The following is a 19,671-nucleotide window of genomic DNA, read 5'->3' on the forward strand; positions in this document are numbered from 1 at the left end:
TTCAGCCGCTGGCGCAGGTCGTCCGGCGGCAGATCCACCAGCACGATCTCATCGGCGGCGTCAAAAAACGGGTCCGGCACCGTTTCGCGCACGCGGATGCCGGTGACGCCGCCGACCACGTCATTCAGGCTCTCCAGGTGCTGCACGTTGACGGTGGTCATCACGTCAATGCCGGCGTCGAGCAGCTCGTCGATATCCTGCCAGCGTTTAGGATGGCGCGAGCCGGGGGCGTTGCTGTGCGCCAGTTCATCGATCAGGATCACCGCCGGATGGCGCGCCAGCGCCGCGTCCAGATCGAACTCCGCGTGCCGCTGATGTGCGGTCGCGCGGCGCGGCAGCAGGGTCAGCCCGGCCAGCAGCGCGGCGGTCTCCGGGCGGTCGTGGGTTTCCACCACGCCGACCAGCACCTCCAGCCCCTGCGCCCGCAGCCGCCGTGCCTCCTGCAGCATCGCCCAGGTTTTCCCCACTCCGGCGCAGGCACCGAAGTAAATTTTCAGCTTGCCGCGCCGGCTCTCCGCCGTCTGGCGCAGCAGCGCGTCCGGATCGGGGCGCTGAATGTCATCGTTCATCGTCATCCTGTTAGCCCCTGTCAAAGGGTGATCTTCCTATGCTGGCAGCGCACTGAACATACCGTTCCGCACCGGCTGGATTGCGCAGAGCGCGCCACTGAGCCGACCATGATCCGCCTGCTCACCCCTTCCTGCACGGTTAGCCTGGTTGAGCCTGCTCGTCAGCGCGTCAGTGCGTCAGTGCGTCAGTGCGTCAGTGCGTCAGCTTATCCAGCGCCAGATTTAACTCAAGCACGTTGACCACCGGGTCGCCGATAAAGGCCGGGCGCGGCGTCACGGTATGTGCATCAATCAGCTGCTGCACCTGCTCCAGCGGCAGCTGGCGGGCAGCCGCCACCCGTGGAGCCTGCCAGTGCGCCGCCGCCGGGGAGATCTGCGGATCCAGCCCGCTGCCGGAGGCGGTCAGCAGATCCACCGGGATCGCGCCTTCCGCCTGCGGGTTCTGCGCCCGCAGCGCCTGTACCCGCCCGACGATGGCCTGGTCCAGCGCCGGGTTGCTGGCCGCCAGGTTGCTGCCGGAGGAGGCCAGCGCATTGTACGGTGCGTCACCTGCCGCCGACGGGCGGCCGTGGAAATAGTCGGCGCGGACAAAGTTCTGGCCGATCGGCGCCGAGCCGCGCGTCTCTCCGGCCACCTCAATCAGCGAGCCGTTGGCCGGCAGCGGCAGCAGCCACTGCGCCAGCGCGGTGGTTAACAGAGGATAGAACACGCCGGTGACCAGCGTCAGCAGCAGCAGTAAAATCAGGGCAGGACGTAACTGACTCATAAGGGTTCCTCTTACACCAGGCCGCTGACGGTCAGCAGCAGGTCAATCAATTTGATGCCGATAAACGGCACCAGCAGCCCACCGACGCCGTACAGCCAGAGGTTGCGGCGCAGCAGCGCGGCGGCGCTCAGCGGACGATAGCTCACCCCCTTCAGCGCCAGCGGGATCAGAAACACGATCACCAGCGCGTTGAAGATCACCGCCGACAGGATCGCCGAGTCCGGCGAGTGCAGCCGCATCACGTTCAGGCTGTTCAGCTGCGGATAAGTGACCGCAAACGCCGCCGGGATAATGGCGAAGTACTTCGCCACGTCGTTGGCGATGCTGAAGGTGGTCAGCGAGCCGCGGGTCATCAGCATCTGCTTGCCGATATGCACCACCTCCAGCAGCTTGGTCGGGTTGGAGTCGAGGTCAACCATGTTGCCCGCCTCTTTCGCCGCCTGGGTGCCGGAGTTCATCGCCACCGCCACGTCGGCCTGCGCCAGCGCCGGGGCGTCGTTGGTGCCGTCACCGGTCATCGCCACCAGCCGCCCCTCCGCCTGATACTGGCGGATCAGCGCCAGCTTGGCTTCCGGCGTCGCTTCCGACAGGAAGTCGTCGACGCCGGCTTCGGCGGCAATCGCCGCGGCGGTCAGCGGGTTATCGCCGGTGACCATCACCGTTTTGATGCCCATGCGGCGCAGTTCGGCAAAGCGCTCCTTAATGCCGCCTTTAACGATATCCTTTAACGCCACCACGCCCATCACCCGCGCGCCGTCACAGACCACCAGCGGCGTGCCGCCGCCGCGCGCCACCTGCTCCACCAGCCCGTTCACCGCCGCCGGGAAGTCGCCGCCGTTGCTGTCGATATAGCGTTTTACCGCATCGACCGCCCCTTTACGGATCGCCCGCTCGCCGACGTTCACCCCGCTCATCCGCGTCTGCGCCGAGAACGGGATAAAGGTGGCGTTGAGGCTCAGCAGGTCGCGTTCACGCAGGTTAAATTTCTGCTTGGCCAGCACCACGATGCTGCGCCCTTCCGGGGTTTCATCGGCCAGCGAGGCCAGCTGCGCCGCGTCGGCCAGCTGCTCTTCGGTCACGCCCGGCGCGGGCAGAAACTGCGACGCCTGGCGGTTGCCGAGGGTGATGGTGCCGGTTTTATCCAGCAGCAGCACGTCCACGTCCCCCGCCGCCTCCACCGCGCGGCCGCTGGTGGCAATCACGTTGGCCGCCAGCATGCGGCTCATGCCCGCTACGCCGATCGCCGACAGCAGGCCGCCGATGGTGGTGGGGATCAGGCACACCAGCAGCGCCACCAGCACGGTCACGCTGACCGCGTTGCCGCCCCAGGCGGTAAACGGCCACAGAGTGGCGGTCGCCAGCAGGAACACGATGGTCAGCGCCACCAGCAGAATGGTCAGCGCGATTTCGTTCGGCGTTTTACGCCGGGTTGCCCCTTCCACCATGGCAATCATCCGGTCAAGGAAGGTTTCACCGGGGTTGACGCTGCACTGCACCACCAGCCAGTCGGAGAGGATGCGCGTACCGCCGGTCACCGAGGAGAAGTCGCCGCCGGACTCGCGGATCACCGGCGCGGATTCGCCGGTAATCGCGCTCTCATCCACCGAGGCGCCCCCCTCCAGCACCTCACCATCGCAGGGGATCATGTCGCCGGCTTCCACCAGCACCCAGTCGCCCTTGCGCAGGGTGTCCGCTGCCACCGGCTGGTGCGCGGCACCGTACTTCGCCGCGGCCAGTTTTTTCGCCATGCTGGTCCTGGTGACGCCCTTCAGGCTGTTGGCCTGCGCCTTGCTGCGCCCTTCCGCCAGCGCTTCGGCGAAGTTGGCAAACAGCACGGTAAACCACAGCCACAGCGCGATAGCGGCGGTGAAGGCGGTATCGCCCGGCGTTTTACCTGCGGCCATCGCCGCCGCCAGCAGGCTGGTCAGCACGCTGCCCAGCCAGACGACAAACATCACCGGGTTGCGCAACTGGGTGCGCGGGTCGAGCTTCTTCAGCGCGTCCAGCAGGGCGACGCGCAGCAGCGCAGCATCAAACAGCGCCTGTTGATTACGACTCATGGTTTTCTCCGCCCTTAACGACTGAGCATCTGCAGATGTTCCGCCACCGGCCCTAGGGCCAGCGCCGGGATAAAGGTCAGCGCACCGACCAGCAGCACGGTACCGATCAGCAGCGCGACAAACAGCGCGCCGTGGGTCGGCAGCGTGCCGGAACCGGCGGGCTGGACTTTTTTCAGCGCCAGCGATCCGGCAATCGCCAGCACCGGAATAATGATGCCGAAGCGGCCAGCCAGCATGCAGAACGCCAGCAGCAGGTTCCAGAACGGCGTACTGGCGCTGAGGCCACCGAAGGCGCTGCCGTTGTTGTTAGCCGCCGAGGAGACGGCGTACAGCACTTCGGAGAAGCCGTGCGGCCCCGGGTTGAGCATCGCGCTGCGCCCGGCGTCGGTCATCATCGCCAGCGCGGTGCCGAGCAGCACCAGGCACGGGATGACGAGGATCGCCAGCGCGGTCATCTTCATCTCCCAGACGGTGATTTTTTTGCCGAGAAACTCCGGCGTGCGGCCGATCATCAGCCCGGCGATAAACACCGCCAGCAGCACGAACAGCAGCATGCCGTACAGCCCGGCCCCGACGCCGCCAAACACCACCTCACCGATCTGCATCAGCCACAGCGGCACCATGCCGCCCAGCGCGGTAAAGGAGTCATGCATGGCGTTGACCGCGCCGCAGGAGGCAGCGGTGGTGATCACCGCAAACAGGCTGGAGTTAAGGATGCCAAAGCGCGCCTCTTTGCCCTCCATATTGCTGGCGCTGTCCGCGCCGAGGCTGAGCAGGTGCGGGTTGCCGTTCAGTTCGGCCCACATCACCAGCGCCACCGCCGCGATAAACATCAGCGACATCGCCCACAGCAGCATATGGCCCTGACGACGGTCGCCCACCGCGTCGCCGAAGGCGAAGCAGAGCGCGGCCGGGATCAGCAGGATCGCCAGCATCTCGATCAGGTTGCTGACGATCGTCGGGTTCTCGAAGGGGTGCGCCGAGTTGGCGTTAAAGAAGCCGCCGCCGTTGGTGCCGAGCATTTTGATCGCCTCCTGCGAGGCCACCGGCCCCATCGGCAGCGTCTGCTTCGCCCCTTCCAGGGTGGTCAGGTCGACATAGCCGTGCAGGTTCTGAATCACCCCCTGGCTGACCAGCAGCAGCGCCATAATCAGCGACAGCGGCAGCAGCACACAGAGGGTGATGCGGGTGATATCGCGCCAGGCGTTGCCGAGATCGGCCAGCGCGCGCCGGGTAAAACCGCGGATCAGCGCAAAGGCCACGGCGATACCGGTGGCGGCAGAGAGGAAGTTCTGCACGGTTAAGCCGACCATCTGGCTGAAGTAGCTCAGGGTGCTTTCCCCGGCGTAGGCCTGCCAGTTGGTGTTGGTGACAAAGCTGACCGCGGTGTTAAGCGCCAGGTCCCAGCGGAGGTCCGGCAGCTGCTGCGGATTCAGCGGCAGGCTGGCCTGATTCATCAGTAGCACAAACAGCAGCAGCAGCCCGCCGGCGTTAAACAGCAGGATCGCCAGCAGATAGCGGGTCCAGTGCATACCGTCAGGGCCCACGCCGCTGACCCGCCACAGCATGCGCTCAACGCCCGCCAGACCGGCCAGCGGCCGGTCGTCAATCAGCCGTGCCAGCCCTTTCCCTAACGGGCGGGCCAGCAGCAGCAGCAGGACCAGATAGCTGGCCAGCAGTAAAGAGGCAGAAGCGGCCATCAGAATGCCTCCGCATTGATCAGTGCGTACACCAGGTACGCCAACAGCCCAGACACCAGCACCATGCCGGTAATTACAGCAGCGCTCACAACACACCTCCACAGGCGTTTTACGTTGCAGCTATTGTTGCGAGCGGCGTGCAAAGTTGATGTAAAAATGCAGGTGCGGGGCGTAAAAAAAGTATAAAAACGCTGAGAGAACGATTGAAATTTACGCTGCCGGTGGCGGAAAAAGGAGACATAATGACAACACAAATGACACCACAAAGGATCGCCCCGATGCCGACTATCCATTTCCGGATTGATGAAGCCACCAAACGCCTGGCTATGCAGGCTGCAGAACGGCTGAATATCAGCCTGACTGAGCTGATGCGCCAGCGCGCGGAACAGCTGGCTGCCGAAGAGCAGGCATATCAGGCCGAAAGCCATGAGCGCTGGCTGGAAGCGCAGATCGCTGAGGCCTTTGAGCGTTACGATGGTGGCGAGACGCAGTTTGTCAGTGATGAAGAGGCTAATAACCATATGGATCGGTTGAAGACGCTGGCAGCAAAGGGGGAGCTGTGAATTTCACCGTCCGCTGGGCAACGTCGGCGCTGGCTGACCGGGAAGGGATCTTTCGCTACCTTAACCGTGAAGCTGGGTTTCAGATTGCTCAGCAGACCGATGATAAATTCATCTCCATGAGCCGTTTACTGGCAGAGAACCCGCTCATGGGTGTTGCCACCGTAGCGGGTGAACACCGCCGCCGGTTAACCGTTGTCCATTTTCCCTTTATTATGGTTTATGCGATTGAAGCGCAGCAGATCGCAGTGCTGCGCGTACTGCACACCTCGCGCAGGGTGGCCGATTTTTATCGCTAACGGAAATCCGGCAGAAAGCGCTTCACGTCCACCTCCTGAAACTGACAGCGGCGGCTCAGGACCTGCTGTTCAGCTCACGGATTTGCGCTGCCGGTTTTGCCCCGCCGGTCACCAGCCACACCGCAACGATAATCACCAGCCCGCCGCTGATAAAGCCGCCGGAGAGCGTTTCGCCCAGGAACAGATAGCCCCACAGCACGCCAAACGGCGGGATCAGGAAGGTCACGGTCAGCGTTTTCAGCGGGCTGAGGCAGCCAAACAGGACGCGTAAAAAGGCGGTATTCACCGAACCAAACACCGGCGTGGCCACGCGCATAAACATAAAGCTGGCGCCCCGGATGGCGGCCAGCAGCAGCAGACGCCCGAAATCCCCTTGCTTCACAGAGTTCTCCTGATTTTTATTCACACGCGGGCAGCCCGGAAGTGGTCAGCCGTGCGGCAACACACTGTTACAGGCGGAGCGTATGACTGAACGCAAGCCGTTATCGGACGGGGAATTCGCCATGCGAAAGTGCGAGCTGTGTCGCGATCGGGAGATATGCGTGGGGCAAAGGCTTCTCTTGCCCTCTGCGGGGTGCTTAAATCGGCTGCTGATCACCAAACGGAGGTTTTATGCTGTCCTCACAAACCCTTAGCCTGGCCATCCACCGTAACTGGGTGGATCTGTACGAAACCATCTGGAAGCCGGAGTTTTTCCCGCGCTGGGCGTCCGGACTCAGCCAGGGGCCGCTGGTGCAGGAAGGCAACAGCTGGAAGGGTCAGGGGCCGCAGGGGGCCGTTAAGGTGCGTTTCACCGATCACAACCCGTTCTGCATTATGGATCACTGGATCGACGGCGGTTACAGCAAAGAGATCTTTGTGCCGATGCGCATCGTCGCCAACGAACAGGGTTCACAGGTGCTGATCACCGTCTTCCGCCAGCCGTTACTGTCAGATGAACGCTACGCGCAGGAGCTGGAGTGGGTGAAGCGCGATATGCAGGCGCTGCAAACGCTGCTGACCGGCTAGCCGGCCCCGTCGGCTGAGCTGGCAGGCGGGCCAGTGCTGGCAGCTGAGCTGGCCTGCAGGCAGACGCGTCGGGGCTGGCGGCTGAGCTGCAACCCGGTTTATTTACCTCTGCGGCCAGCCTGCTCTGTCGCCGCGTAATGCGGGCGTACGCCCGCACGATCTACCCGTTTCAGGATAAGGAGTGTCTGATGGAAAAGATTATTTTTGATACCGACATCGGCGTCGACGATGCCTTTGCCCTCGCTTATGCCGCGAAAAGCTGTGACATCCTCGGCATCACCTGCGTATTTGGTAACGTCGCCGTAGAGCAGGCGGTGCGTAACGCCCGCCTGTTCAGCCATAAAATCGGCCTCGATGTGCCGGTGTACCGCGGCAGTTCGCGGCCGCTGGCCCACCTGCCGACCCCGTCAGCCTGGGACGTACACGGCGCAGACGGGCTGGGCGGGGTGTTTGATAACCCGTGGAGCGGCGCGGCAGAAAACGCCATCGACTTTATTATCCAGAGCGTGCGCGATAATCCGGATGCGCTGACTATTGTGGCGATCGGCCCGCTGACCAATATCGCCATGGCGATCAATCAGGCACCGGATATTATCCCGCAGATTAAACGGCTGGTGGTGATGGGCGGCGCCTTTGGCAGCCACGGCCACAGCGGCAACGTCACGCCCTTTGCCGAGTTTAATATCTGGAAAGACCCGCACGCCGCCGACCAGGTGCTGAGCTCGGCTATTCCGGTAGTGATGCTGCCGCTGGACGTGACGCTGGAGGTCACCGTCAGCGGTGACGATATTCGCAGCCTGAACCATCCGGTGCTGAGCACCATCTCTCAGGGCTACCTTGCTTACAGCAAACAGCACGGTGTCGAAGGCATGGCGCTGCACGATACCCTGACCATCGCTTACCTGAACCACCCGGAATGGTTTGGCGTCACCACGTCACCGGTACGGGTAGTCACCGACCGCATTAACCGCGGGCAGACGCTGCGCCAGCTTAACAGCCCGGCAACGCGGGACGACCCGTTTGCCGGCTGCCGCCCGCAGTCGCTGTGCCTCACCGTTGAGGCCGAGCACGTGAAAGCGCATTTTATGGCGGCGCTGCGCCAGTAAACCTGCTGCTGCGCGACAGCTGCAATATCGGCAGCGTCAGCAGCAGCACCAGCACCAGCAACATCAGATGCAGCAGCGGAGCAACTTGCGTGGCGTAACGCTAAGCCTGTACGCGCCGCAGCAGCCATAAAAACCACGGTGCCCCCAGCAGCGCGCAGACGATACCGGTGGACACCGGCCACGGCCAGGCGATATTGCGTCCCAGCCAGTCGGCCAGCACCATCAGCGTGGCCCCCAGCAGCGCCGCCAGCCCGGTCTGCTCCGCCACGCTGCGCGCGCCGCTGTAGCGCGCCAGCTGCGGTGCCATCAGGCCGACAAAACTGATCGGTCCGACCAGCAGGGTGCCGGCCGCCGTCAGCGCGGCCGCCAGCAGCAGAATCAGTAACGTACCCTGCCTGAGATTCACGCCCAGCGTGCGGGCCGTTGCCGCGCCCAGTCCCAGCAGCTGCAGCACGCGGCGCAACAGCAGCGCCAGCGGGATCAGCAGCAGCGCCTGCACCAGGCCCGTTACGGCCGCCGCCGCGCTGATACCGGCGGTAGAACCGGTACCCCAGCTGAGCAGCTGCAGCGCGCGCGGGTCGCCGCTCAGCATCAGCAGGCTGGTTAACGCCCCGCTGATGCTGGTGATGCACAGCCCGGTCAGCACCAGCCGCTGCGGCTGAAATCCGTTACGCCCGCCGAGCCACAGAATGGTTGCCGTAACCAGCAGACTGCCGGCCGCCGCCGCCGGAAACAGCAGCGGCAGCGGCTGGCTGACCAGCATAAACAGCAGCAGCACCGCCAGCGAGGCACCGCTGCTGATGCCAAGCAGCTCCGGGCTGGCCAGCGGGTTGCGCGTCAGCCGTTGTACCAGCACCCCGGCCACCGCCAGCATGGCACCGGCGGCCAGTGACCCGACCATCCGTGGCCAGCGCCACGCCAGCAGCAGGCCGTCCGCTATCTGCCGGTTACAGCCCAGCGACAGCCCGACCGCCAGCAGCAGCAGGCCAGCTAACAGAATAACGCGCCCGGCGCTAAGCGACGCCCCGCAGGCGGGCACCGTCTCCGCCGCCTGCGGCAGACGGATAATGCGCTGGCGCGACAGCAGCAGCAGGATCAGCGGTGCGCTGAACAGCGCGGTGACCGCGCCGGTCGGCACGTCTCCGGCGGCGGGTGAGAGCGTCTGCGCCAGCCGATCGATAAGCCACAGCAGCAGCGCGCCAAACCCCGGCACCCACAGCAGCTGACGGCTGAAATGCCGTACCCCGAGCAGCCGCACCAGCGCCGGGGCCGCCAGGCCAATAAAGCTGATAATACCCAACTGACTGGTGACCAGTGCGCTGAGCACCACGGCGATCAGCAGCGCAAGCAGCCTGACGCGCACCGGCGAGGCACCAAGACTGGCGGCGCTCTGCTCCGACAGGCCGATTAATGCCAGCGGCCGCGCCAGCAGCAGACTCAGCCCGCCGCACAGCAGCAGCGGCAGCGTTAACATGCGCACGCTCTCCCAGCCGTTCTGGCTGAGCGAGCCGGCCTGCCAGCTGAACAGATCGCTGAGGTAGTCGTGGTTGAACAGCACCAGCAGCGTGGAGAGCGCCCCGGCGTACAGGCTCAGCACCATGCCGGCGAGGATCACCTGCAGCGTAGCCAGCCGCTGGCGCGCCACCAGCAACAGCAGCAGCGTGGTCACGCCCGCGCCCGTCAGCGCCACCGGTGCCAGCCCGAACGCCAACAGGCCGGGTGCCAGCACCAGCGCCAGCGCGACGGCAAGGTTGGCCCCGGCAGCCACGCCGAGGGTGGCCGGTTCCGCCAGCGGATTGTGCAGCACCTGCTGAAACAGCAGCCCCGCCAGCGCCAGCGCGCCACCGGCCAGCAGGCTGACGGCCAGCCGTGGCAAAAAGCTGTAGATCAGCAGCAGGTGACCGCTGTGATGGTCTTGCAGCAGCGGCCGCAGCTGCTGTACGGTCAGCGCCAGCGCGGCCAGCAGCAGCAGTAAAAACAGTTTCAGCGGGGTCATGCGCAACATCAGGGCTCACTCAGCAGCCGCAGCGCCAGGCTGTCGGCAAGACGCAGGGCGGTATGCACCCCGCCAAACGGGAAAAAGGGCGGCAGCGCGACGACGTTGCCCTGCTGTACCAGCGGCAGATGCTGCCACAACGCGCCGGACTGGCGTACTTTGCGCAGCCGGTCGGTGGTGGTCGGCAGCTCAACGTAAAACAGCCGGGCGTCCGTCAGCGAGGCCAGCCGGTCGAGACCGACGTTGGCCAGCCCCATGCTGCTGACCGGCTGCTGCCAGGCGTTAACCAGCCCCAGCCGGTCAAGCACCGCCTGCACCAGGCTGTGCTGCCCGTACACCGTGGCGTGTTTACCGTCCTGATTGAGTACCGCCACGCACACCGCCGGGCGCGGCCGCTGTGCCAGCTGCTGCCGGTAGTCCGCCAGCCGCCGTTCGCCGTGGGCGATCAGCTGCTGTGCCACGGCCAGCCGGTTAACCCGCTCACCAAGAGCAAGCAGATAGCGGCACAGCGACTGCCAGGCATCGTCCGCCGCCGGATATACCGTGACCACCTCCAGCGGGGCGATACGCTGCATCGCCGCCATCATCGCCGGTGCCAGCGCATCGCTGAGGATCAGCGAGGGCCGCAGCTGTGCCAGATACTCAAGGTTGGGTTCCCAGTACGGCCCGATATCCGCCACCGCCGCAGGCAGCGGCGGCTGCGGAATGCGCCGGCGAAAGTAGCCGCTGTCCGACAGCGCCAGCGGCGTAATTCCCAGCGCCAGCAGCAGCTCCGCCGCCACCCAGTTGATCGCCACAATCCGCTCTGCCGCCAGCGGCTGCCCGCGCACCGCGTGGCTGAACGCCAGCGGTGCCAGCAGCAGCGCCTGCAGGCAGTCCCGCCGCCGCCATGACCCCTGCTGCATCAGAAGTTGTATTTAACCGAACCGATCAGCGTGCGCTCCTGGCCCGGGTAACAGCTGGTGGCGTCGTCACAGGTACCGACGTAATGATGGTCCAGCAGGTTCTGTACGTTAACGCCAAAGGTCAGATGGTGATTCACCCTGTAAGAAGCACCGGCATCGACCAGCGCAAAGTTTTTCACCGGAATGGTGTTAGCGTTGTCGCCGTACATGCTGCCAACGTAGCGCGTACCGCCGTTCAGCGTCAGGCCATCCAGAACGCCGCGGGTGAAGTCGTAGCTTAGCCAGGCCGAGGCCATGTGTTTCGGTACGTTGGCCTGCTTGTTACCCTGGACGCCATCATTGCTGCGGGCGATCTCCGCATCGGTGAAGCTGTAAGAGGCCAGCGCGTGCAGATTCTCGCTCAGCTGCGCCTGCAGTTCCCACTCCACGCCGCGTGAACGCACTTCGCCGGACGCCACCTGATAACCAGTGGCCACGCCGTTCACCAGCTCGTTGGTCAGCACGTTGGTTTTGGTGATTTCAAACGCCGCCAGCGTCATCAGCAGGTCGGCATCCGGCTGGTACTTGATCCCCGCCTCATACTGGTGGGCCTTGCTCGGCGTGAAGGTCTGGTTGTCGCGGTTGGTACCGCTGTTTGGCGTAAAGGATTCAGCATAGCTGATGTACGGTGCCAGCCCGTTGCCCGCCAGCCAGGTCAGCCCGGCACGCCCGGTCCAGGCATCTTTATCCAGCCAGCTGGTGTTGCCGGTCAGGTTGTTCTGCGTGCGCATGCTGATATCGTCATGGCGGCCACCGAGGGTCAGCAGCCATGACGGGGTCAGGTGGATCTGATCCTGCAGGTAGACGCCGAGCTGAGAGGTGGTCTGATCGTTATTGTTCACCGCGTTGGTCGGATCGGCAATCGCCATGCCGTACTGCGGCTGCCAGACGTTCAGCACCGGTGCCGCCGCGCTGAACCGTTTGGCGTTACCGTCCAGCCAGCTGTAGTCGACGCCCCCCAGCAGGGTGTGGCTGAACGCGCCTGTATTGAAGTCGGCCTGCAGCTGGTTGTCGAGATTCAGCGTCTGCATATGCTCATCAAAACGGATGGCGTTGCGCGACTGCTGGCCGCTGGTGAAGTCGATGGCGCCCGGCAGCAGGTTGTTAAGGATGGTATCGGTCTGCCCGACGCGCAGATTCTGCCGCAGCTGGACTGTTTCTGTCAGCTGGTGGCTGAACTCGTAACCGGCGGTGAACTGTTCGTTACGGAAGTGGTTGTAGCTGTAGTCACCGAGCAGGGTATCCGTTACCTTGCCATCCGGCTGCGTCAGTACCGAGATAGTGCCACCAGAACTGTCGCGCAGGTAGTCCGCGCGCAGCGTCAGGCTGGTGTCTTCGTTCGGCAGCCAGCTGAACGACGGCGCGAGATAGAGGCGATCGTCTTTCACTTTCGGGCCGTTGGCATACTGGAACTGGGTGTTGCTGTCCCGCGCCACGCCGACCAGGCGGTAGAGATAGCGGCTGTCACCGTTGATTTTATCGCTGAAGTCGAACTGCAGCTGTCGGCGGTCGAAATTGCCAAGCTGGGCCTCCACCTCATGTACGCCCTGTGCGGTGGGCAGTTTGCTGACGCGGTTGATGATTCCACCGGCATCACCGAGGCCAAACAGCGTCGATGACGGGCCACGCACCACGTCGATGCGCTCCAGCGCGTAAGGCTCGGTGCGGAAATAGCTGTAGCTGTTGTTGAGCTGGCGCAGGCCGTCGCGATAGTCGTTGGTGGTCAGGGCGTTGAAGCCGCGGATGTAGATCCAGTCATAGCCTTTCGGGTCAACGCCGTAGGTTTCAGTCTTCACCCCCGGCACGTAGCGCAGCGCTTCGGTCACGCTCTGCACGTTCTGCCTGTCCATCTGCTGGCGGCCGATCACCGAGACGGACTGCGGCACCTCCAGCAGCGCGGTATGGGTTTTGGTGGCGCTGCTGGTCTGCTGCGGCACGCTGCCACCCAACGCCCCGCCACGGACGGTCACCGTCAGGGTGTCACCCGCGTCACCCGCAGCGGGCGAGATGGTGATCATATCGTTTTGCCGCTGCCAGATCAGGCCGCTGCCCAGCAGCAGGCGATCGAGTGCACTCTCCAGCGTCATGGTGCCGCTGACCGCCGGGGCTGACTTATTTGCCACCGCCGCCGGTGCCACGATCAGCTGAACGCCGGCCTGTTGCGCCAGCGCATTCAGCGCCGGGGCCAGCGGCTGGGCGGGCAGCGACACGGCTACAGGGGCGGCAGCTACCGCCAGCACCGGCTGGGAACCCAGAGTGACAGCCAGGGCCAGCAGGCTGAATCTAAAGGTTTTTTCCACAGGTGAAGTTAAAGAAAACAGGGTCATGTATCGGTTCCCAAAGGTATGTAATAAGAATCATTACCTTTGAAGACGCTGTGACGGACAAAACCCTGACGTCAGGATGACGTTTTTTTTACGATTTTTTTTCCGCCGTGCTGCGCGGCACGATGAGCGTAGTGTCACCCTGCTTTTTCAGCGTGACCGGCAGCACGGCAGGCAGCGCCCGGGCAAAACTGTCCAGCCGCCCCAGCGCGAAGCTGCCGGTGATGCGCAGTTCCGCCACCCGGGGATCGGCCTGATAGTGCACGCTGCCGTAACGGGCGAACTCGGCCAGCGCCAGCGGCAGCGGGGTGTTGTCGAAACTGACCCGCGCCTGCTGCCACGAGGCCACCGCCTGCGGGGCGATTGCACTCTGCCCCGTCAGCAGGCCGCTGCCGTCACTCTGGCTCTGCTGACCGGCGCGCAGCACGCGCAGATGCGCATCGGTGCGGGCAATCCCCAGCCTGTTCACCAGCCGCCACCAGCCGTAGCGCCAGCCCGCCTGCGGCCCGACGCGCACCGCACCGGAACGCACCGCCACGCTGACGCCCTCTCCGCTCATCGAGTGCGGAATGTAGCGCACGCTGAATTCAGTGCCGAGAACCGTGACGCGCAACGTACCGCTGCGCACCGTCAGCGGGCGCTGCGCCTGATGGGCCACCTGGAAAAAAGCCTGTCCCTGCTCCAGCCAGATCTCGCGATGCTGCGGCCAGTACGCCACCCGCAACCGGGTTTCCGCATCCAGATTCAGTGTGCTGCCGTCCGGCAGGGCGATCAGGCGTTGCTCGCCGCGCTGCGTAGCGTAAACCTGCTCAAACTCTGCCGGCGCCAGCTGCCGCCACAGCGGCCAGATCAGCACCGCCAGCAGCAGTACCGCCAGCGCGGGCCACAGCAGGCGGCGCGGCCGCCGGGCAGGAGCGGCCAGCTCCCGCCGCACCTGCTGACGCAGGCGCAGTTTCTCACTTTCGGGCAGTTCACCAAGCTGTTGCCACAGCGCCGTGGTACGGGCAAACGCGGCGGCATTGTCGCCCTGGGTCAGCCAGTGGTTAAACTGCTGTTGCTGTCCGGCGCGGAAACCGGCCTGCTGTCGCAGCAGCCAGGTTTCCGCGCTGTCAGCCTGTTCGGGCCGTAAGGCATCCGGGGTTTTCATCGCATTATCCTTTGCTGTCCTGCCCGCTGGCGCTGCCTTCCCGGCAGGCCACCATCGCCCGAATAATATGTTTCTCTACCATATTGGTGGAAATCCCCATCTGCTTTGCGACCTCGCTCTGCGACAGCCCGTCAATGCGGTGCAATACAAACGCCTGACGACAGCGCGGCGGCAGCGCCTCGATGATTGCCACCAGTCGGGCAGCGTGCTGGCTGCTCTCCGCCTGCGCCTCTGGCTGCCAGCTCCCGGGAGCGACAATAGAGGACTCATCGATATCCTCAAGATTTTCATGGGATTGTCGTTTACTGCTGCGGTAGCGGTCAATCAGCAGATTGCGCGCAATCTGATAGAGCAGGCCGCGGGGCGAGGCGACGTCCCCGCCGGGGGGCAGCGTTAACGCGCGGCTGAAGGTCTCCTGCGTCAGATCCTGAGCACTGTCGTGGTCACGCAGTTTACGCGTCAGAAAGCGCAGGACTTCAACGTAATACTGTTCAAACGCTGACACGATAACTTTTCTCAGGCGACAGGCAACGGATGGGCGAATGAGCGTAGCATCATGTTGAATGATTATCATTGTTATTTTAATGCTGCCCGCCACCCTTTTCAGCCCGGTAAACGGCCCGGATGTCAGCATTCTTCAGCCAACAGGCCTGAACGTAAATCAACGTCAGATATTGAACAAATTATTTGAATGATTTAAGCAAATCACTCCGCTATCAGAATCGCTTCAATGCGCCTATTATTGTTTTCAACGAAGGCAAACAGCCTTCTCCCAAACAAACTTACTGAAGGAATGACCCTATGAAATCTATCAAAACTATTGCTGCTGTTACCGTACTTTCTCTGGCCTCTTTCGGCGCATTCGCCCAGACCGTGGTCGCTACCGGTTCAACCATTGAGAGCGCAGAAGCCCAAATCGCCGCTCAGGCACAGCAGGCCGGCGCGTCTTACAAAATCATCGAAGCCAGCGGCAATAACACCGTGCATATGACCGCCGAACTGGTTAAATAAGCATCCGGCAATGCCCGAACCCTGCCAGACAGGGGACGGGCATGCCCGTTTTTCTGTACCTGCTGCCCCCCACCACTCACACCGTCCTGCCCTGCTCCGCGCGTACATTCCGCGGCTACCTGCCCGATACCTGAAGACTACCGCTAGCAAACGATCGTTGGCTCACACAGCACCGGGAAGTTCAGCGAATTAGCAATATAGCAAAGCGCATGCGCCTGATGATGCAACTGCCGGGCCTGTTCCAGGTCATTGCCTGCGGCAATGGTCACCTGCGGCCGCAACACCACCTGCGTAAAGCGGCCGGTTTTGCCTTCCACCATGGTTCCCTCTGCGTCGTCGCGGTAGGCCTGCACACGAATCCCGGCTTCCGCACACAGGTGCAGATACCATAATTTATGGCAGGCGGAGGCGGCAGCGACCAGCAGATCTTCCGGATTCCAGCGCAGCGGATCCCCTAAGAACGCCGGATCGGACGAACCAGCAATCGGTGGTTTCGCGCCCGCGTTAAGCACAAAATCCCGGCTGTAAGCCTTGTAGGAAGCCGTTCCCTGCCCTTTGTTGCCTGTCCATTCAACCGCAACCCGATAGTGATGTTCACGCTGTGCCATGATGCCTGCTCCGAAATAAGCTGAGAAAAATGCGCTTTGCTGTGGCGACGGATTGAGAAAGTAAAGCATATGGTATACCATTATTCCAAATGTTTTTCAGAGAACCTGTGATGCTGAATAAGCCAGACTCAACGGCGGAAGTGATTGCCGCTTCACTGCGCGAAATGATTAACCGGGGTGAACTTGCCGAGGGTACACGCCTGATCGAGCGTGAACTGGCCAGCCAGTTTTCAGTCAGCCGTATTCCGATGCGTGAGGCTATCCAGCAGCTGGAGAGGGAAGGTCTGGTCGAAAGCCAGCGTAACCGTGGTGCCGCCGTCAGCAGGCTGACCGCCCGTGACGTCAATGAAATCTATCAGCTGCGTGCGCTGGCAGAAGGGGAAGCGATCGCGCTCAGTGTGATGAACCGCAATGACGAAACGCTGGCACGCGCCGGGCTGGTACATCAGCTGCTGGAAACGGCGCAGACGCCGCAAAAACAGGGCGAGCTGAACCGCGAGTTTCACCACATTCTCTACCAGGGCTGCAATAACGGCAGGCTGCTGAAAATTATTGCCGAATTATGTGCCCAGATTGAGCGCTACGAACAGCTGCAACACCGGCTGCTGGTCGATACGCCGGTGTTTCAGCAACAGCATGCCGCCATTCTGGCGGCTTACCGCCAGGGGGATGCGCAGCTTGCCCGTGAAGAGACGGTGCGGCATCTTGCCTCTGCCCGGCAGCGGGTACTGGAAATCATTGCCCGCCAGCCCGGCTGACAGCGGTAAGTCGCTCCGGCGGCCCGGCGTCAGTGACCGCAGGTTCAGATCATCACCGGAACGAAATAATCGATCTTCAGCTGCCGCCCCTGATGCTGTTCAAACCAGCGTTGGTTGATGCGCTCAATATCGTGGCCGTCGCGGCGCACCGCGCGGGCCAGCGGTAGCGCATGCTCATAAATCAACCCGATAAATTCCGCATAGTGCTGTGATTCGCCGCAGTAGCTGAACTGCAGATAGGTCTGGCGCTCAAGGGTGACGTCTATCTGCTCCACCTCCGCCGACACGGCGGTGGCCGTCAGGCACGTCAGATACTGTAGCGTTGAATGCTCCTCCCCCGCCTTACCGCGCACCACGTTAATCAGCCCATACAGATCCTCCGGCGGCGCGGCCAGCGCGGCCAGCCGCGGCTGCCAGAACTGCTGGCGCTTCTGCCAGCAAAAGTCATCGATGGTGTGCAGCGTAAAGGGGAAGTGGTTGAGCTGGCCGCTGAGCGACAGCGCCTCCAGCTCGACCAGCTGCCCGCTGGGCACCGCCTGCGCGGTCAGGTTCACCGGCGGACACAGCCCGGCGCACGACCAGTCCACGGCATCGCGGTACTGCGCAGGGGTAACGTTAAAGTGGCGCTTAAAGGTTTTATGGAACACGTTGTGGCTGGAGAAGCCATGCTCGCTGCCCACCGTATCAATCTGTTTATCGAACAACCGCAGCATAAAGGCGGTGGAGGTCAGCCGCCGCTGGCGGGCGTAGGTGGCCAGCTTCTGCCCGGTCACTTCCTTAAAAATGCGCTGCAGGTGCCACTTGGAGTAACCGGATTTGGTGACAAAGTCATCGATGGTCAGCGGCGTCTGGATATTTCCCTCCAGCCACTGCAGCAGCTGTTGCACCACTTCTTCTTTGAACGTCATTTTCATATTTCACCGCTACGTCGGGTAGTGGCCAGAAGCCTTTCTCTCAGCGCCAGCGGCGCGCCAACGGCAGAGTGAAGTTTAAGGGAGTGCACCAGCCAGGCGCCGTCGGCGGCCAGCCTGGCTGTCTCATGCTGCGGGTCGCTATCGGTAGACTGATGACGCTGCAGGCGCCCGGCCAGCCACTTCGACCAGCGTTCACACAGCTCCGCAGACGCCATCATCGACAGCGAAAGCGGCACGTGCAGACTGGCTTCTTCCTGCAAAATATCCCGAAAAGACATCATCACATAGGCACGGGTAAAGCTGCCCCAGGCCTCCTCATCAGCCGCCATCAGCCGGTCGATTTCCCGGTCATGTTCGGCTTTAAAGGCATCAAACACCGCATCCAGCAGCGCCTGCTTATGCGGGAAATGGTGGAAGAAGCCGCCCTTGGTCACCCCCGCCGCCTGCGCCACCGCCTGTACCGTCACGGCGGTCAGCCCCTGCTGCGCCGCCATTTCGGCAGCACACTGGATCAGCGCCGCCCGCACCTGCTCCGGCTGTTTTTTACGGTACCAGCCGCGCAGGCAGCATCGGCCGCCATCGTCATTTTCGTCAGTCGGGGGGAGTTTCGACATCATGTCCTCATAAAAGATACCGTACGGTATGTTTTGTGAAGATAGCATAAAGCCCCGCCGGTGAACGCAGCTTTTTTCTTCAGTTCAGGTAAATGTTGTACCGGCTAAATGGACAGTTTACCCATCGACACTGCCCCCCGAGGGTTTATAATAAGTTAACATTTAAATTTTTTATAAACCTGAGAGGCATCATGATTGGAGAACGCTTGCTACGCGCACGCTCAGCTGCAGGTCTGTCGATGCAGGCGTTGGGTGAAGCCGCAGGGGTCAGCGCCAACATGATCAAAAAGTATGAGCACAATCAGAATATGCCCTCTTCCGGCGTTCTGCTTAAGCTTGCAAAAGCATTAAATGTGCGTAGCGAATATTTTTTCCGCCCTTATCAGGTTGAACTTAAAGGGATTGAATATCGCAAACGGGTAGCAACACCCGTTGCGCTGCTAAAACGCATTGAGGCCGATGTTATCGACCAGGCCGAACGCTGGCTTGAACTGGCTAACCTGTGGCCAACGTTTCCGGTAACCCAGTTTGTCCCCCCGCGATACGAGCTGCAATATATCAATGACTGGGATGATATTGAGACACTCGCCGGGCAACTTCGCGACAGCTGGCAGTTGGGTTCAGCACCAATTGCAGATCTGATCGATCTGCTGGAAACACGCGGTATTTTAGTGATTGTTACCGATATCGGTAAACAAACCCGCTTCGACGGTTTGCAGGCAGACGTTGCCGGCAAACCCGCTATTATCGTTTCTTCAAACTGGCCGGGCGATCGTCAACGCTTCACGCTGGCACATGAACTCGGACATCTGCTGTTGCAGGGGCGTTTGTCTGCAGATATGGATGAAGAAAAAGCCTGTAATCGTTTCGCTGCTGCCTTTTTATTGCCAGCCTGCTGCGTTCGACAGCAGACAGGCCAGTATCGCCACCAGATTGAATTTCGTGAACTTTATCTGCTCAAGCAGGAATACGGCATCAGCATGGCCGCCTGCCTGTATCGACTGCTGAGTCTGGGTATTATCAGCCCTGCCCTGCATAAAAAATTAGTCATCCATTTTGCCCGCCAGGGTTGGCGCAGCACAGAACCCGGCACCCCGTACCCACAGGAGAATACCTTCCTTTTTCAGCAGCTGGTTTACCGCGCACTGGGCGAAGACATTATTGGGGAAGCTAAAGCTGCCGAATTACTGGGTCTGTCATTAAGTTCATTCCATCAGGCACGCAAGCTGGAGCCCCCCCATGAGACTATTAATCAGTGACGCCAATATCATTATTGATCTGGAGGAA

At 62.2% G+C, this 19,671-nt stretch carries 20 protein-coding genes and 1 pseudogene; 7 read left to right on the plus strand and 14 right to left on the minus strand.

The genetic code is table 11. The annotated features are described in order from the left end of the window. The 5 genes and pseudogenes from NV64_RS05345 to kdpF form a co-directional block, all read right to left on the minus strand. Window positions 1-569: pseudogene (locus NV64_RS05345) on the minus strand (two-component system sensor histidine kinase KdbD); the annotation flags it as partial. Between the two features lie 193 nt (window positions 570-762). After that, the gene (gene kdpC, locus NV64_RS05350) at window positions 763-1,335 is read right to left on the minus strand and encodes a potassium-transporting ATPase subunit KdpC (protein ID WP_101505478.1); all 573 of its coding nucleotides are present in this window, start codon (window positions 1,333-1,335) and stop codon (window positions 763-765) included. A gap of 11 nt (window positions 1,336-1,346) precedes the next feature. After that, entirely contained in the window at window positions 1,347-3,395 is a 2,049-nt protein-coding gene (gene kdpB / locus NV64_RS05355; RefSeq protein ID WP_056240639.1) for a potassium-transporting ATPase subunit KdpB, read from the minus strand. Window positions 3,396-3,409: 14 nt separating this feature from the next. Continuing rightward, a complete protein-coding gene (gene kdpA, locus NV64_RS05360) occupies window positions 3,410-5,095 on the minus strand; it encodes a potassium-transporting ATPase subunit KdpA (RefSeq protein WP_101505479.1) in 1,686 nt (561 codons plus the stop codon). Next, window positions 5,095-5,184 (minus strand): K(+)-transporting ATPase subunit F, encoded by a 90-nt coding sequence (kdpF, locus tag NV64_RS05365; RefSeq protein WP_082502391.1) that lies wholly within the window; start codon window positions 5,182-5,184, stop codon window positions 5,095-5,097. The genes kdpA and kdpF overlap by 1 nt, the downstream gene beginning before the upstream one ends. Window positions 5,185-5,373: 189 nt before the next feature. On the opposite strand from kdpF, the gene NV64_RS05370 reads away from it, so the two are divergent. Further along, window positions 5,374-5,658: a hypothetical protein gene (locus NV64_RS05370; RefSeq protein ID WP_056240646.1), complete on the plus strand. Its 285-nt coding sequence runs from the start codon at window positions 5,374-5,376 to the stop codon at window positions 5,656-5,658. Beyond that, window positions 5,655-5,954 (plus strand): type II toxin-antitoxin system RelE/ParE family toxin, encoded by a 300-nt coding sequence (locus NV64_RS05375; protein ID WP_101505480.1) that lies wholly within the window; start codon window positions 5,655-5,657, stop codon window positions 5,952-5,954. Before NV64_RS05370 ends, NV64_RS05375 begins: the two co-directional genes overlap by 4 nt. Before the next feature lie 55 nt (window positions 5,955-6,009). On the opposite strand, the gene NV64_RS24460 is transcribed toward NV64_RS05375, so the two are convergent. Further along, window positions 6,010-6,336, minus strand: a complete 327-nt coding sequence (locus NV64_RS24460; protein ID WP_056240654.1) for a hypothetical protein — start codon at window positions 6,334-6,336, stop codon at window positions 6,010-6,012. 230 nt (window positions 6,337-6,566) lie between these two features. Between NV64_RS24460 and NV64_RS05385 the strand changes: the two genes are divergently transcribed. Then, window positions 6,567-6,962 (plus strand): hypothetical protein, encoded by a 396-nt coding sequence (locus NV64_RS05385; protein WP_056240657.1) that lies wholly within the window; start codon window positions 6,567-6,569, stop codon window positions 6,960-6,962. Between the two features lie 188 nt (window positions 6,963-7,150). Then, entirely contained in the window at window positions 7,151-8,068 is a 918-nt protein-coding gene (locus NV64_RS05390) for a nucleoside hydrolase (protein WP_101505481.1), read from the plus strand. A 100-nt stretch (window positions 8,069-8,168) separates the two neighbouring features. On the opposite strand, the gene fhuB is transcribed toward NV64_RS05390, so the two are convergent. From fhuB to NV64_RS05415, 5 genes are all read right to left on the minus strand, one after another. Then, the gene (gene fhuB, locus NV64_RS05395) at window positions 8,169-10,064 is read right to left on the minus strand and encodes a Fe(3+)-hydroxamate ABC transporter permease FhuB (RefSeq protein WP_199177624.1); all 1,896 of its coding nucleotides are present in this window, start codon (window positions 10,062-10,064) and stop codon (window positions 8,169-8,171) included. 8 nt (window positions 10,065-10,072) lie between these two features. Beyond that, window positions 10,073-10,969, minus strand: coding sequence for an ABC transporter substrate-binding protein (locus NV64_RS05400; RefSeq protein WP_072166449.1), 897 nt, complete (start codon window positions 10,967-10,969; stop codon window positions 10,073-10,075). Further along, a complete protein-coding gene (locus NV64_RS05405) occupies window positions 10,969-13,335 on the minus strand; it encodes a TonB-dependent siderophore receptor (protein WP_101505483.1) in 2,367 nt (788 codons plus the stop codon). Before NV64_RS05405 ends, NV64_RS05400 begins: the two co-directional genes overlap by 1 nt. Window positions 13,336-13,423: 88 nt before the next feature. Continuing rightward, window positions 13,424-14,479, minus strand: a complete 1,056-nt coding sequence (locus tag NV64_RS05410; protein WP_056240669.1) for a FecR family protein — start codon at window positions 14,477-14,479, stop codon at window positions 13,424-13,426. A 4-nt stretch (window positions 14,480-14,483) separates the two neighbouring features. Next, window positions 14,484-14,984, minus strand: a complete 501-nt coding sequence (locus NV64_RS05415; protein ID WP_056240671.1) for an RNA polymerase sigma factor — start codon at window positions 14,982-14,984, stop codon at window positions 14,484-14,486. 296 nt (window positions 14,985-15,280) lie between these two features. Between NV64_RS05415 and NV64_RS05420 the strand changes: the two genes are divergently transcribed. Then, window positions 15,281-15,490: a YdgH/BhsA/McbA-like domain containing protein gene (locus NV64_RS05420; protein ID WP_056240674.1), complete on the plus strand. Its 210-nt coding sequence runs from the start codon at window positions 15,281-15,283 to the stop codon at window positions 15,488-15,490. Window positions 15,491-15,633: 143 nt separating this feature from the next. Here the strand turns inward: NV64_RS05420 and NV64_RS05425 are convergent, their stop codons facing one another. Next, window positions 15,634-16,098, minus strand: coding sequence for an OsmC family protein (locus NV64_RS05425; RefSeq protein WP_056240677.1), 465 nt, complete (start codon window positions 16,096-16,098; stop codon window positions 15,634-15,636). 110 nt (window positions 16,099-16,208) lie between these two features. Between NV64_RS05425 and NV64_RS05430 the strand changes: the two genes are divergently transcribed. Continuing rightward, window positions 16,209-16,856 (plus strand): GntR family transcriptional regulator, encoded by a 648-nt coding sequence (locus tag NV64_RS05430; protein WP_101505484.1) that lies wholly within the window; start codon window positions 16,209-16,211, stop codon window positions 16,854-16,856. 44 nt (window positions 16,857-16,900) lie between these two features. Here NV64_RS05430 and NV64_RS05435 read toward each other — a convergent pair whose 3' ends face one another. Further along, a complete protein-coding gene (locus tag NV64_RS05435) occupies window positions 16,901-17,764 on the minus strand; it encodes a helix-turn-helix domain-containing protein (RefSeq protein ID WP_233208928.1) in 864 nt (287 codons plus the stop codon). Window positions 17,765-17,766: 2 nt separating this feature from the next. Continuing rightward, window positions 17,767-18,384 (minus strand): TetR/AcrR family transcriptional regulator, encoded by a 618-nt coding sequence (locus tag NV64_RS05440; protein ID WP_072166462.1) that lies wholly within the window; start codon window positions 18,382-18,384, stop codon window positions 17,767-17,769. Between the two features lie 191 nt (window positions 18,385-18,575). On the opposite strand from NV64_RS05440, the gene NV64_RS05445 reads away from it, so the two are divergent. After that, on the plus strand, window positions 18,576-19,643 hold the full coding sequence (locus tag NV64_RS05445) for an ImmA/IrrE family metallo-endopeptidase (protein WP_056240687.1): 1,068 nt from the start codon (window positions 18,576-18,578) through the stop codon (window positions 19,641-19,643). Window positions 19,644-19,671 lie beyond the last annotated feature (28 nt).

It is taken from the genome of Erwinia sp. B116 (genome assembly GCF_002865965.1).
GTDB lineage: Bacteria > Pseudomonadota > Gammaproteobacteria > Enterobacterales > Enterobacteriaceae > Erwinia.

Coding starts and splice junctions, on each gene's coding strand:
- kdpC (WP_101505478.1), bottom strand. CDS start 1,335: ATGAGTCAGTTACGTCCTGCCCTGATTTTACTGCTGCTGCTGACGCTG.
- kdpB (WP_056240639.1), bottom strand. CDS start 3,395: ATGAGTCGTAATCAACAGGCGCTGTTTGATGCTGCGCTGCTGCGCGTC.
- kdpA (WP_101505479.1), bottom strand. CDS start 5,095: ATGGCCGCTTCTGCCTCTTTACTGCTGGCCAGCTATCTGGTCCTGCTG.
- NV64_RS05370 (WP_056240646.1), top strand. CDS start 5,374: ATGCCGACTATCCATTTCCGGATTGATGAAGCCACCAAACGCCTGGCT.
- NV64_RS05385 (WP_056240657.1), top strand. CDS start 6,567: ATGCTGTCCTCACAAACCCTTAGCCTGGCCATCCACCGTAACTGGGTG.
- NV64_RS05390 (WP_101505481.1), top strand. CDS start 7,151: ATGGAAAAGATTATTTTTGATACCGACATCGGCGTCGACGATGCCTTT.
- fhuB (WP_199177624.1), bottom strand. CDS start 10,064: ATGACCCCGCTGAAACTGTTTTTACTGCTGCTGCTGGCCGCGCTGGCG.
- NV64_RS05400 (WP_072166449.1), bottom strand. CDS start 10,969: ATGCAGCAGGGGTCATGGCGGCGGCGGGACTGCCTGCAGGCGCTGCTG.
- NV64_RS05405 (WP_101505483.1), bottom strand. CDS start 13,335: ATGACCCTGTTTTCTTTAACTTCACCTGTGGAAAAAACCTTTAGATTC.
- NV64_RS05410 (WP_056240669.1), bottom strand. CDS start 14,479: ATGAAAACCCCGGATGCCTTACGGCCCGAACAGGCTGACAGCGCGGAA.
- NV64_RS05420 (WP_056240674.1), top strand. CDS start 15,281: ATGAAATCTATCAAAACTATTGCTGCTGTTACCGTACTTTCTCTGGCC.
- NV64_RS05425 (WP_056240677.1), bottom strand. CDS start 16,098: ATGGCACAGCGTGAACATCACTATCGGGTTGCGGTTGAATGGACAGGC.
- NV64_RS05430 (WP_101505484.1), top strand. CDS start 16,209: ATGCTGAATAAGCCAGACTCAACGGCGGAAGTGATTGCCGCTTCACTG.
- NV64_RS05435 (WP_233208928.1), bottom strand. CDS start 17,764: ATGACGTTCAAAGAAGAAGTGGTGCAACAGCTGCTGCAGTGGCTGGAG.
- NV64_RS05440 (WP_072166462.1), bottom strand. CDS start 18,384: ATGTCGAAACTCCCCCCGACTGACGAAAATGACGATGGCGGCCGATGC.
- NV64_RS05445 (WP_056240687.1), top strand. CDS start 18,576: ATGATTGGAGAACGCTTGCTACGCGCACGCTCAGCTGCAGGTCTGTCG.